This window comes from Streptomyces sp. NPDC005820 (assembly GCF_040630255.1).
Lineage (GTDB): Bacteria > Actinomycetota > Actinomycetes > Streptomycetales > Streptomycetaceae > Streptomyces.
Window position 1 is genome coordinate 19,423 of sequence record NZ_JBEXXE010000059.1, and the last position, 12,007, is coordinate 31,429.

General features: G+C 72.4%; 13 protein-coding genes. 7 read left to right on the forward strand and 6 right to left on the reverse strand.

The features are described from left to right. Positions 1–5: 5 nt before the first annotated feature. The 3 genes from ABZ464_RS45530 to zapE all read right to left on the reverse strand — a co-directional run bounded on the left by ABZ464_RS45530 (position 6) and on the right by zapE (position 2,366). A complete protein-coding gene (locus tag ABZ464_RS45530; RefSeq protein WP_359287837.1) occupies positions 6–587 on the reverse strand; it encodes a carbonic anhydrase in 582 nt (193 codons plus the stop codon). Between the two features lie 116 nt (positions 588–703). Further along, positions 704–1,108: a hypothetical protein gene (locus ABZ464_RS45535; protein WP_359287838.1), complete on the reverse strand. Its 405-nt coding sequence runs from the start codon at positions 1,106–1,108 to the stop codon at positions 704–706. Positions 1,109–1,262: 154 nt separating this feature from the next. Then, on the reverse strand, positions 1,263–2,366 hold the full coding sequence (gene zapE / locus ABZ464_RS45540) for a cell division protein ZapE (RefSeq protein ID WP_359287839.1): 1,104 nt from the start codon (positions 2,364–2,366) through the stop codon (positions 1,263–1,265). 37 nt (positions 2,367–2,403) lie between these two features. On the opposite strand from zapE, the gene ABZ464_RS45545 reads away from it, so the two are divergent. The 4 genes from ABZ464_RS45545 (at position 2,404) to msrB (ending at position 5,774) form a co-directional block, all read left to right on the forward strand. Further along, positions 2,404–3,210, forward strand: a complete 807-nt coding sequence (locus ABZ464_RS45545) for a pyrimidine reductase family protein (RefSeq protein ID WP_359287840.1) — start codon at positions 2,404–2,406, stop codon at positions 3,208–3,210. A gap of 135 nt (positions 3,211–3,345) precedes the next feature. Continuing rightward, positions 3,346–3,819, forward strand: a complete 474-nt coding sequence (locus ABZ464_RS45550) for an indole-3-glycerol phosphate synthase (RefSeq protein WP_359287841.1) — start codon at positions 3,346–3,348, stop codon at positions 3,817–3,819. A 148-nt stretch (positions 3,820–3,967) separates the two neighbouring features. After that, entirely contained in the window at positions 3,968–5,353 is a 1,386-nt protein-coding gene (murC, locus tag ABZ464_RS45555; protein ID WP_359287842.1) for a UDP-N-acetylmuramate--L-alanine ligase, read from the forward strand. 13 nt (positions 5,354–5,366) lie between these two features. After that, positions 5,367–5,774, forward strand: coding sequence for a peptide-methionine (R)-S-oxide reductase MsrB (msrB, locus tag ABZ464_RS45560; protein WP_359287843.1), 408 nt, complete (start codon positions 5,367–5,369; stop codon positions 5,772–5,774). 6 nt (positions 5,775–5,780) lie between these two features. On the opposite strand, the gene ABZ464_RS45565 is transcribed toward msrB, so the two are convergent. The 3 genes from ABZ464_RS45565 to ABZ464_RS45575 form a co-directional block, all read right to left on the reverse strand. Beyond that, positions 5,781–6,731, reverse strand: a complete 951-nt coding sequence (locus tag ABZ464_RS45565) for a lysylphosphatidylglycerol synthase transmembrane domain-containing protein (protein ID WP_359287873.1) — start codon at positions 6,729–6,731, stop codon at positions 5,781–5,783. 326 nt (positions 6,732–7,057) lie between these two features. Then, positions 7,058–8,467, reverse strand: a complete 1,410-nt coding sequence (locus tag ABZ464_RS45570) for a HAMP domain-containing sensor histidine kinase (RefSeq protein WP_359287874.1) — start codon at positions 8,465–8,467, stop codon at positions 7,058–7,060. Between the two features lie 38 nt (positions 8,468–8,505). Then, complete coding sequence (locus ABZ464_RS45575; protein WP_359287844.1) at positions 8,506–9,201, reverse strand: response regulator transcription factor; 696 nt, start codon at positions 9,199–9,201, stop codon at positions 8,506–8,508. Between the two features lie 152 nt (positions 9,202–9,353). On the opposite strand from ABZ464_RS45575, the gene ABZ464_RS45580 reads away from it, so the two are divergent. Genes ABZ464_RS45580 through ABZ464_RS45590 form a run of 3 tightly spaced genes read left to right on the forward strand, consistent with a single transcriptional unit; the run spans position 9,354 to position 11,839 of the window. Then, positions 9,354–10,691, forward strand: a complete 1,338-nt coding sequence (locus ABZ464_RS45580; protein ID WP_359287845.1) for a ferredoxin reductase family protein — start codon at positions 9,354–9,356, stop codon at positions 10,689–10,691. Positions 10,692–10,701: 10 nt separating this feature from the next. After that, entirely contained in the window at positions 10,702–11,100 is a 399-nt protein-coding gene (locus ABZ464_RS45585; protein WP_359287846.1) for an FMN-binding protein, read from the forward strand. Between the two features lies 1 nt (position 11,101). After that, positions 11,102–11,839, forward strand: a complete 738-nt coding sequence (locus tag ABZ464_RS45590) for an FAD:protein FMN transferase (protein WP_359287847.1) — start codon at positions 11,102–11,104, stop codon at positions 11,837–11,839. Positions 11,840–12,007: the final 168 nt, after the last annotated feature.

The window sequence follows — 12,007 nt, forward strand, 5'->3', positions numbered from 1 at the left end:
GGCGCTCACAGGGCTTCGAAGCCGTCGGTGTCCACGTGGTGTTCCAGCACCGCGCCGGTGTGCACCTCGTAGTACCAGCCGCGCACCCGCAGTCGGCCGTCCGCGAGCCGCTTCTCCACACAGGGGTAGGAGCGCAGCCGCAGCAGCTGGGCGAGCACATGGTTCTGGACCGCTCGGGCTACCGTCGGGTCACCGGGGTCGGCGGAGGACGGTTCGTCGGCGGCGTGCGCGAGCCAGTCGCGTACGGCGGGGACGGCGTCCAGGTCGTCGCCGCGCACCAGCGCGCCGACCGCGCCGCAGTGGGAGTGGCCGCAGACGACGACGTCCTGGACGCCGAGGACCTCCACCGCGTACTCGATGGTGGCGGCCTCGCCGGTGGGACGCTCGGAGCCGTACGGCGGGACGATGTTGCCCGCGGTGCGCAGCTCGAAGAGCTCGCCGGGACGGGCGCCCGTGATCAGTGCGGGGACGACCCGCGAATCGGAGCAGGTGATGAACAGGACCTGCGGGGACTGGCCTTCGGCGAGCTTGGCGAACTCCTCAGGGCGCTGTCCGAACGTACGGGCGTTGTCGATGAGGGGCTGCATGACGTGGTGACTCCTCCTGGCGCGCAGTGGGGGCGCGTCGGATGTGCAAAACACAGGACAGGTGGGGGAACTGCGAACTGCTGTTCTGCTCAGCTCGGTGAGCAGGGGAGTCGCCCTCAGCAGCGGAAGACCTGGAGCGCCGCCGGGGAGTGGCCCGCCGAGGATCTCGACGCGCGGTGATGGGGATCGGCCGGCCGGGCCGGTGGGTGCGCGGCCGCCGGGTCCAGCGCCAGCAGGGTGCGCTCGGGCTCCTGGGGGGCCGAGGCGGCGGCGGTGGTGGCGCGGTGCCGGTCGCGGGAGCGCAAGGGGTCCGCGGGGCCGCCGTGGCCGCAGTCGCGGACCGTGACGAACTCGTCGCGCAGAGGCTTGCCGACAGGTTTGATTCCGGTCTTGGTCTTGGCCTCTGCCTGACGCACGGTGTGCGCGGGTGCGAAGGACGGCGCCGGTGCGAAGAACGCGAGGGCGAGCAGGGCGGCGGCGAGGAGCGCGAACGCGGTCCGGGCCGTCGTACCTCGGAACATGTGCCCCCCTCCCGGCGGTTCCCATCTCTAGTCCGGACCAATGATTGGTCAATGACTGGTCAAGAAACACGTTAACCCTGCAAGGTTGTTTGCAGGGTTAACTGAGCGTTTCGAGAAGAAGTGCGCCTCAAAAGCGAGGGGTCTGTGGCGCGAACTATCCGTTGACAAGCCGCCCCGCGTCCCGGGCCAGCGCGGTGAGCCGGGAGATCGCCCGGAAGTACTTCTTGCGGTAGCCGCCGTTCAGCATCTCCTCGCTGAACAGCCGGTCGAAGGGGAGCCCGGAGGCCAGCACCGGGACCTCGCGGTCGTAGAGCCGGTCGGCCAGGACGACGAGGCGCAGCGCGGTCGACTGGTCGGGGACGGGCTGGACGTCCGTCAGACACACCGCCTTCAGGCCATCGGTGAGCGCTCCGTAACGGCTGGGGTGGACCCGCGCGAGATGGTCGAGCAGATGCGGGAAGTCGTCGAGCGAGGCGCCCGGCGTGGCGTACGCCGTCTTCGTCACCTGTTCGTCGGAGTACGGCGCCGGGGCTTCGGGCAGACCGCGGTGGCGGTAGTCCTCGCCGTCGATGCGCAGGGTGAGGAAGTGCGCGGACAGGCCCTGGATCTCGCGCAGGAAGTCGACGGCCGCGAACCGGCCCTCGCCGAGCTTGCCGGGCAGGGTGTTGGAGGTGGCGGCCAGTGCCACCCCCGCCTCGACCAGCTTGCCGAGCAGGGACGAGACGAGCACGGTGTCGCCCGGGTCGTCCAGCTCGAACTCGTCGATGCACAGCAGCCGGTGCCCGGAGAGCGTGCGGACCGTCTGCTGGAAGCCGAGGGCGCCGACCAGGTTGGTCAGCTCCACGAAGGTGCCGAACGCCTTCAGCGCGGGCTCGGCCGGGGTGGCGTGCCACAGGGAGGCGAGGAGGTGGGTCTTGCCGACGCCGTAGCCGCCGTCGAGGTAGACCCCGCGCGGACCGGCGGGCGCCTTGGGCGCCTTCGCCCTGCCGAAGCCGAGGAACCCGCGCCGCGCGCCGCCCACGGCGTGCGCCCCGCCGAGCCCGCCCGCGAAGCCCTCCAGGACCTTCACGGCCTCGGTCTGGCTGGGCTGGTTCGGGTCCGGGAGGTAGGTGCTGAAGCGCACCGAGTCGAAGCGGGGCGGCGGCACCATCTCGGCGACCAGCCGGTCCGCGGGGACGTACGGCTCGAGGGCGCACAGGGACAGCGGGGCCGCGTCGGCTATCTCGTCGACAGGGGCGGAAGGGGTGGAGGACGACACGGTTCCCCATGCTAATCCGCGTGCCAGACTGCGAGGCATGCGACGGCTGTTCCCTGTGACCGACCAGACACCCGCCCCGACGCCCGCCCCGCCGCCCGCTCCGACACCCGAGGACCGGGAGTGGAGCCTCGACGAGCTCGCCGAGGCCTACGCCTACCCCGATCCCGCGCCCGGCGAGCCACGGCCCTGGCTGCGGGCCAACATGGTCTCCACGCTCGACGGCGCCGCCCAGCACGACGGACGCTCCCAGCCCATCTCCACCGCCACCGACATGCGGATCTTCGGCACGCTGCGGGGGCTCGCGGACGTGGTGGTCGTGGGTGCGGAAACGGTACGGCAGGAGGGGTACCGGCCGGCCCGCGCGCGGGCGGAGTTCACCGGCCGCCGGGAGGCGGCGGGCCAGGGCCCCGCACCCGCGATCGCCGTGGTCACCGCCAGCCTGGACCTGGACCTCTCGCTGCCGTTGTTCACCTCGCCGCTGGTGCCGACCCTGGTGCTGACCGGCGCCGCGGCCGCCCCCGACAGGGTGGCCGCGGCCGAGAAGGCGGGGGCGCGCGTGGTGATCGCCGGCGACGGGATGGGCGTCGACCCCGCGCGGGCCGTCGCCGCCCTCGCCGAGCTGGGGCACACCCGGCTGCTGACCGAGGGCGGGCCCCGGATGCTGGGGCAGTTCGTCGCGGCCGGGGTGCTGGACGAGCTCTGTCTGACCGTCTCCCCGATGCTCACCGCGGGGGACGCGCAGCGCATCGCGGGCGGACCCTCGATCCCGGTGCCGCAGCGGTTCGCACTGGTGTCCCTCCTGGAGGAGGGGGGTTTCCTGTTCGGCCGCTATCGGCGGTCCTGAAATCGTTCAGTGGTACCGGTGGTCCCGAAAACGGCGGAATGAACCGTTCCGCTTAGCTTCCGGCGGGCACACTAAAACTCGCAGTCCCCGTGGGATCACGGGGCAGGATGGTTTCCGCAGAAGGGGCGGCGCCCGGTGTTCACAAGCGTTCTGATGATCGAGAAAGCCCTGACCTCAGCCGACGTGGAGTTCGTCACCACCCTGCACGGGGACGAGGCGGTCGCCTTCCACGTCCTGCTCCAGCCGCGCGGCGACCAGGCGGACCGCCTGCTGCGGGCCATCGACGACGTCGCCCTCGGCGAACTCGACGAGGCGGCGCGGGAGCGGGAGACGCCGGAGGGGGACGACGCGAAGGGGTTCGGGGAGAGGGCACTGGAGGTGTCCCTGCAGGCGCTGCACGCCTCCGGCAGCGCGGCGGAGGGGCGGTTGGTCGAGGACCACCCGTTGGACGCGCTGAAGTCCCTGGTGGAGGAGGTGGAGGCGGACGAGGTGATCGTGCTGACCGATCCGCACTATGTGGAGGAGTTCTTCCATCGGGACTGGGCTTCGCGGGCTCGGCACAAGGTGGGTGTTCCCGTGCTGAAGTTGTTCTCGCACAGCAAGGTGTAGTCGTTCGGGTGCGGCGCCGTGGGGGCTGGTCGCGCCCACGCGGCGGAGCCGCATTTCGATACCGCCCCGCGCCCCCAGGGGGGTGCAGTGGGCGCGACCCAATAGGCTGGGGCGGATTCACCGTCGTACGCACCCCTGGAGATCACGCATGGCAGCCGGCCTTCCTCCCGCCATGGACCGACCGCACTTCATCGGCATCGGCGGCGCCGGGATGTCGGGGATCGCGAAGATCCTCGCCCAGCGTGGGGCGAAGGTGGCGGGCAGCGACGCCAAGGAGTCCGGGACCGCGGCGGCACTGCGGGCGCTCGGGGCCACCGTGCACATCGGGCACGCGGCGGAGCACCTCGCCGACGACGCGAGCTGTGTCGTGGTGTCCTCGGCCATCCGGAAGGACAACCCGGAACTGGCCCGCGCCGCCGAGCTGGGAATCCCGGTCGTCCACCGCTCCGACGCGCTCGCCGCGCTGATGGAGGGGCTGCGCCCGATCGCGGTCGCCGGTACCCACGGCAAGACCACCACCACGTCCATGCTCGCGGTCTCGCTCTCCGAGCTGGGCCGCGAGCCGTCGTACGCGATCGGCGGCGACCTGGACGCCCCCGGCTCCAACGCCCTGCACGGCGACGGCGAGATCTTCGTCGCCGAGGCGGACGAATCGGACCGCAGCTTCCACAAGTACGCCCCCGAGGTCGCGATCGTCCTCAACGTGGAGCTGGACCACCACGCCAACTACGCGTCGATGGACGAGATCTACGAGTCCTTCGAGACCTTCGCCGGGAAGATCGTGCCCGGCGGCACCCTGGTGATCTCCGCCGACCAGGCGGGCGCCCGCGAGCTGACCCGGCGGGTCGAGGGCGTGCGGGTGGTGACGTACGGAGAGGCCGAGGACGCCGACGTACGGGTGCTGTCGGTCGTACCGCAGGGGCTGAAGAGCCTGGTGACGGTGGTGCTGGACGGGCAGGAGCTCACCTTCACGGTGTCCGTCCCCGGCCGGCACTACGCGCTCAACGCCGTCGCCGCGCTGACCGCCGGGACCGCGCTGGGCGTCCCGGCGGCCGAACTGGCCCCCGCCATCGCCGCGTACACCGGCGTGAAGCGGCGCCTCCAGCTCAAGGGCGAGGCGGCCGGCGTCCAGGTCATCGACTCCTACGCCCACCACCCCACCGAGATGACCGCCGACCTGGAGGCGATGCGCGCCGCGGCCGGGGACGCCCGCATCCTGGTCGTCTTCCAGCCGCACCTGTTCTCCCGGACGCAGGAGCTCGGCACCGAGATGGGCCAGTCCCTGGCGCTGGCCGACGCCTCCGTCGTCCTCGACATCTACCCGGCCCGTGAGGACCCGGTCCCCGGCGTGACGAGCGCGCTGATCATCGACGCCGCCCGGGTGGCCGGCGCGGACGTGACGGCCGTGCACGACAAGGACGAGGTGCCCTCCGTGATCGCGGGAATGGCGAAGCCCGGTGATCTCGTTCTCACCATGGGCGCGGGCGACGTGACCGACCTGGGCCCGCGCATTCTGGACCGTCTGTCGAGTTGAGGGGCTGAGAATCGTGTCGTACGACGTCGAGAAGCCGGACGAGCAGTGGCGGGCGGAGCTGACGCCGGCCGAGTACACCGTGCTGCGCCAGGCCGCGACGGAGCCCGCGTTCACCGGTGAGTACACCGACACCAAGACCGAGGGCGTCTACTCCTGTCGGGCCTGCGGCGCCGAACTGTTCACCTCCGGCACCAAGTTCGACTCGCACTGCGGCTGGCCGTCCTTCTTCGACCCGAAGGACACCGACGCGGTCGAGCTGATCGAGGACCGCTCGCACGGAATGCTCCGCACCGAGGTGCGCTGCGCCCGCTGCGGCTCCCACCTCGGGCACGTGTTCGAGGGTGAGGGCTATGCCACGCCCACCGACCAGCGTTACTGCATCAACAGCATCTCGCTGCGCCTGGCACCGGACGCGGGCTGACGCCGGTCACAGCATCTTCCGCTGCACCATCGCCGACAGCACCAGCATCCCCGGCAGCAGCGGCAGCCAGACCGTGAGCGTGCGGTAGCCGATGACGGTGGCGGTGGCCAGGGCGAGGGGGGTGCCGTAGCCGGCCAGGGTGAGGATCAGGGCCGCGTCCACCGGGCCGATCCCGCCCGGGGCCGGGACGGCGCCCGCCGCGGTGCTCGCGGCGAGGAACGCGAACAGCAACTGGGGCCAGGACAGGGGAAGGTCGAGCGCCTTGCCCACCGAGGCGACCACGCTCGCCTGGATCAGCGGGGCGGCGGCGGCCCCGCCCCACAGGGGCAGGAAGCGGCTCGGACGGGTGTGCAGGCTGCGCGCGTCCGTCAGCGCCGTGCGGACGAATTCCATGACCGGGCCGCGCACCGCCCGCACCAGGGCCAGGACCACCGCGGCCCCGGCCGGGACCAGCAGCAGTCCGGCCACCGCGCCCAGCAGGGTCCGGCCGTCCGGGACGAGCGCGGCCGGGCGGACGGCGGTCGGGGCGAGCAGCAGGAAGGCGAGCACCACCGGGGTCTTCGCCACCGCTCTGACCAGGGAGTACAGGGCGATGGAGGCGGTGGCCCGGGGGAGCGGCACGCCCTGGCGCTGGAGGAAGCGGACGGTCACCGCGTGGGCGCCGATGCTCGCGGGCAGGACGTGGTTCGCGGCGCCCGCGGCGATCTGGGAGGCCACCAGCGGGCCCGGCGGCAGCCGGTCGACGACCGCGCCCTGGCGGACACAGGCGGCGGCGACCGCGCCGAGGTAGGTGAAGACCAGGCCCGCCAGCAGCCACCACGGGTCGGCACCGGCCAGCCGGGCGGTGCCGTCGCGTACGGCGTGCCAGTCGACGGCCGCCCACACGCCCAGATACAGCACGGGCAGCAGACTCACGGCGTGGCGGGCGGAGGGGCGGAAGCGGCGGGGGACCGCGATCGCCGTCGGGGGCGTGGTGGCGGCGGGGCACGGGGGAGCGGTCGCGAGGAGGGCGGGGAGTTGGGGCGTGGTGGCGGGGAGCTGGGGTGTGGTGGCGGGGGTGGGGAGCGGCAGCAGGGTCACGGCGCACGTCGTCCTTCCGCGGCGCCGCGGTGGCGCCGTACAGGCCCTGGGGTGGGGAGGGGACGGGGGAGAAGTTTCCCCTCCGGTGTGACGGCGCGGTGTCCGGGAGCCGACGAGGTGCGGGCGGAGGGGCGACCGGGGTGCGGTGCGGTTGGGGGAGTTCTGCCCTGACCGGGTACGGGTCATCCCGTCGGCGCCGGGGTTCAGGGGCGTCCCAGGGGCAGCGACAGCAGGAACGCGGTGGGCTCCGGGGGCTCGGCGAGCTCCAGCGTGCCGCCGTGGGCGCGGACCAGGGAGCGGGCCACGGAGAGGCCGAGGCCACTGCCGCCGCGGTCGCGGCTGCGGGCCTTGTCGACGCGGTAGAAGCGGTCGAAGACCCGGTCGCGGTCGCCGGGCGGGATGCCCGGGCCCCGGTCGGCGACCCGGACGCGGGCCGTGCCGGGGGAGGTGGAGACCTCGATGGTCACCGGCGTGCCGGGCGGGGTGTGCACGGCCGCGTTGGTGAGGAGGTTGTCCAGGACCTGGCGGATGCGGTGCGGGTCCATGCGCAGCGGGACGGCGGCGGGGCCGGGGGCGAGGGTCAGCGGGTGGCCGGGGTGGCTCGCGCGGAACGCGTCGGCGGCCTGCCCGACCAGCTCCACCAGGTCGGCGTCCTCCATCCTGAGCGGGGTCTCCACCTCCGCCGCGTCGAGGCGGGCGAGCAGCAACAGGTCGTCGAGGAGGACGCCCATCCGGGCCGCCTCCGCCCGCAGCCGGGCCAGGTGCTTGTCGCGCTCCTCGGGGGCGTTGGCGGCCGCGTACTGGAAGAGGTCCGCGTAACCGCGTACCGACATCAGCGGGGTGCGCAGTTCGTGCGAGGCGTCCGCGACGAACCGGCGCAGCCGCTGCTCGGCCTTCGCCCGTACGGCGAGGGAGTCGTCGATGTGCTCCAGCATGGTGTTGAACGCGGTGCGCAGCTCCTCCACCTCCGGGCCGCCGCCCGCGCGGTCGGCCCGCAGGGGCAGCCGGGACGCCGACTCGGTCAGGTCGTGGGAGGCGATGCCGTGCGCGGTGTGCGCCATGTCGCTGAGCGGCTGCAGCCCGCGCCGCAGCATGGCCCGTCCGAACACCACCAGGGCCCCCAGCGCGAGCACGAACGTGACGACCTGGATGGTGATCAGGTGCTGGACGGTGTTGTCGATGTCCTCCATCGGCGCCCCGCTGACCAGGATCACCCCCGGCTCCACCTCGCAGGCGCGCAGCCGGTACACGCCGTCGCCCCGCAGGTGCTCGGTGCCCACCACCTCGTGGTCGGCGACGGCCCGCGCCCGGGCCAGCGTGGTGAGGTCGGCGACGTCCTCGGGCACGTCGCCGGGGTCCTCCGGCTTGCGCAGCACGGGCGTGCCGTCGCGCACGTCGTACACGGCGTAGTACCAGCCCCAGTACTTCTTCCCGGTCAGGCCGCCGGAGTCGACGATGCTCTTGGTCTGGGCGACCTGGGCGATCGCGAGCTGCTCGTTGAGCTGGGCCGACAGATAGTCCCGCATATAGGTGGTCAGGGCCGTGCCGACGACGGCGAAGACCACCAGGGCCAGCGCGCCGAGCCCCAGCGCCAGCCGGGTGCCGAGCCGCATCCCGCGGTACGTCCGCCGCAGCCTGCCGATCGCTCGGCTCACTCGGCCGCCGCCTGCCGGATGACGTAACCGAAGCCCCGTACCGTCTGGATCAGCGGATCGTCGCCCGTCACGTCCAGCTTGCGGCGCAGCCGGCTCACCACCAGCTCCACCACGTTGGAGCGGCCGCCGAAGCCGTACTCCCAGACGTGGTCGAGGATCTGCGCCTTGGTCAGCACGGTGGGCGACTTGCGCATCAGATAGCGCAGCACCTCGTACTCGGTCGGGGTGAGCGTCAGCAGCTTCCCGGCGCGGCGGACCTCGCGGGTGTCCTCGTCCATCGTCAGGTCCGAGACCCGCAGCACCGAGCGCTGGAAGCCGGGCCCGGCGCTGCGCCGCAGCACGGTCCGCAGCCGGGCCATCAGCTCCTCCACGGCGAACGGTTTCACCAGGTAGTCGTCCCCGCCCCGGGTCAGCCCGGCGACCCGGTCCGCGACCCCGTCCCGGGCCGTGAGGAACACCACCGGCACCATGGTCCCCGACTGCCGCAGCCGGTCCAGGACGCCGAAGCCGTCGAGGTCGGGCAGCATCAGGTCGAGCACCACGATGTCCGGATGGAACTCGGCGGCGCGGCGCAGCGCCTCCTCACCGGAGTTCGCGGTGACCGCGTCCCAGCCCTCGTAGCGGGCGACCGTCGCCACGAGATCGGCGATCGGCGGGTCGTCGTCCACGACGAGGAGGCGTACTTTTTCCACCCGCTCATAGTGCGCCACCCGCGCCCCGGCGCCAGACCCGCGTCCGGCACGCGCGCGAATCGATAAACTCTTGAAAGTTGTACGACAGGAAATCGACAGCACAGCACGGACAAGCTCTGTGTTCTGAGGACCCGATCAAGGAGTTTCCGTCCGTGACGACCGTCCAGTCGCCTCCCGTTCCCCCCACGGCGATACGTCCCAAAGTAGTGGCCCGCACCGGCCTGTACGCCGTGCTGGCCGCGAACGCGGCCGTCGTGACCCTCTTCGCCGTCCAGGCCGGCTTCGCCGCCAACGCGCTCGTCGTCATCGGCCGGTTCGCCGGTCTGTACGGCGCGCTGCTGATGGCGTTCCAGCTGCTCCTGGTGGCCCGGCTGCCCTGGCTCGACCGCCGGATCGGCATGGACCGGCTGACCAACTGGCACCGCTGGACCGGCTTCGGCCTGCTCTGGACGCTGGTCGGGCATGTGGTGTTCATCACCCTCGGCTACGCCGAATCCTCCTCCATGGACCCGGTCAGCCAGCTCGTCGACCTCGCCGAGACCGTCGAGGGCGTGCTGCGCGCCACGGTCGCCATGGTGCTGATCCTGGTCGTCGGCGGCGTCTCCGCCCGCTGGGCCCGCCGCCGCCTCGCCTACGAGACCTGGCACTTCGTCCACCTGTACACGTACGTCGCCGTGGTGCTGGCCTTCACCCACCAGGTCGCGGTGGGTACGACGTTCACCGCGTCCTCCGCCGCCACGGCGTACTGGTACGGGGTGTGGGGCGTCGCCCTCGGCTCGGTGGCCCTCGGCCGGGCGGTCCTGCCGCTGTGGCGCAACTGGCGGCACCAGCTGCGCGTCGAGAAGGTCGTCCCCGAGTCGGACAACGTCGTGTCGGTCTACATCACCGGCCGTGACCTGGACCGGCTGCCCGCGCGGGCCGGCCAGTTCTTCCTGTGGCGCTTCCTGACGAAGGACCGCTGGTGGCAGGCGAACCCCTTCTCCCTCTCCGCCGCCCCCGACGGCACCCGACTGCGGCTGACCGCCAAGGCCGCCGGTGACGGCTCCGCGGGCCTGCGCCATCTCAAGCCCGGCACGCGCGTGTTCGCCGAGGGCCCCTACGGCGCCTTCACCGCCCTGCACCGCACCCGCCCCGAGTCCCTCCTCATCGCCGGCGGCGTCGGCGTCACGCCCATCCGGGCGCTGCTGGAGGAGATCGAGGGCCACGCGATCGTCGTCTACCGCGTCGGCGGCGAACGCGACGCCGTCCTCTACGACGAACTGCGCGAGCTGGCCGTCGCCAAGGGCGCCGAGCTGCACCTGGTCACCGGACCGCCGGTGCCGGACCGGCTCGCCCCGCGCGAACTGGCCGCCCTGGTACCGGACATCGCCGAGCGGGACGTCTTCCTGTGCGGACCGCCGCCGATGATGAACGCGGTGCTGGGCTCCCTGCGCGAGCTGGACGTGCCCAGGACGCAGATCCACTTCGAACGCTTCAGCCTGGCGGGATGAGGAACATACAGTGAAGCGAGCCATACCCGTCCTGGTCCTGAGCGTGGCGGGCCTGATCCCCGTCTGGCGCTACGAGCCGTCCACCGCGGCCTCGTCCTCCTCCGCCTCGTCCGCGGCGGAGTCGACGACCCCCTCCACCTCCGCCTCGGGCACCACCTTCACCGGTACGACCGTGACCACCGAGAAGGGTGACGTCCAGGTCCAGGTGACCTACGACGGCGACAAGATCACGGCTGTGAAGATGCTGAAGCAGCCCAATCACCCGCAGACGACCGCGGCGGTGCCGAAGCTGATCTCGGAGACGTTGGAGGCGCAGAGCGCGGACATCGACACGGTCTCCGGCGCGACCCTGACGAGCGACGGTTACAAGGAGTCCCTCCAGGCCGCGATCGACGCGAAGGGCGCCTGACATGCATCGGGTCGAGCACGTCATGGGCTTCCCCGTCTCCCTGCGCGTCGACGACGAGCGGGTGCCCGAGGGCGCCGCGGACGCCGTCTTCGCCTGGCTGCGGGAGGTCGACGAGCGGTTCAGCCCCTTCAAGGAGGGCAGCGAGGTGTCCCGGCTGGACCGGGGCGAGTTGTCCTCCGACGAGGTGAGCGCCGATCTCGCCGAGGTGCTCGGCCTGTGCGAGGAGTACCGGGTCGCCACCGGCGGCGCCTTCGACGTACGGCTGCCCGGCCGGGGCCTCGACCCCTGTGCGGTGGTCAAGGGCTGGTCGGTGCAGCGGGCGGCGGACCTGCTGACCGGCGCCGGCCTCACCCGCTTCTGCCTCAACGCCGGGGGTGACGTGGTCGTTTCGGGCGGGCCGTGGCGGGTCGGCGTACGGCACCCCGAGTTCGCCGACAAGCTGTGCGCCGTCTTCGATCTCACGGACGCGGCGGTCGCCACCTCCGCCCGCTACGAGCGCGGCGACCACATCCTCGACGGCCGCACCGGCCGGCCCGCCACCGGCCTCGACAGCCTCACCGTCGTCGCCCCGACCCTCACCCTCGCGGACACCGTCGCCACGGCCGCGTTCGCGCTGGGCGCGCAGGGCGTGGAGTGGGCGGCCGCGCGTGCGGGGTGCGAGGTGTTCGCGGTGGTGTCCGGGGGCGGTGTGCTGCGTACTCCGGGGTTCCCGACCACGGGGGAGCGGGCCGCCGCCTAGCCGCTCTTCGGACCGAAGCTCTCGACTTCCTCAAGTCGTGCTTGGCGTGCGGTCGGTGCGGGGCATCCCCCTGCCACACAGATCCGTAGCGAGAGGCAACGGGGGGCAGCAGAGATGGAGTTCCTGGTGATCGTGGGGTTCGGGATCGTCGTGATGTTCGTGGTCGGG

What these genes read in the sequence shown, in the direction of transcription:
- ABZ464_RS45530 (WP_359287837.1), bottom strand. Translation starts at nt 587, where the DNA reads ATGCAGCCCCTCATCGACAACGCCCGTACGTTCGGACAGCGCCCTGAG.
- ABZ464_RS45535 (WP_359287838.1), bottom strand. Translation starts at nt 1,108, where the DNA reads ATGTTCCGAGGTACGACGGCCCGGACCGCGTTCGCGCTCCTCGCCGCC.
- ABZ464_RS45545 (WP_359287840.1), top strand. Translation starts at nt 2,404, where the DNA reads ATGCGACGGCTGTTCCCTGTGACCGACCAGACACCCGCCCCGACGCCC.
- murC (WP_359287842.1), top strand. Translation starts at nt 3,968, where the DNA reads ATGGCAGCCGGCCTTCCTCCCGCCATGGACCGACCGCACTTCATCGGC.
- ABZ464_RS45570 (WP_359287874.1), bottom strand. Translation starts at nt 8,467, where the DNA reads ATGCGGCTCGGCACCCGGCTGGCGCTGGGGCTCGGCGCGCTGGCCCTG.
- ABZ464_RS45590 (WP_359287847.1), top strand. Translation starts at nt 11,102, where the DNA reads ATGCATCGGGTCGAGCACGTCATGGGCTTCCCCGTCTCCCTGCGCGTC.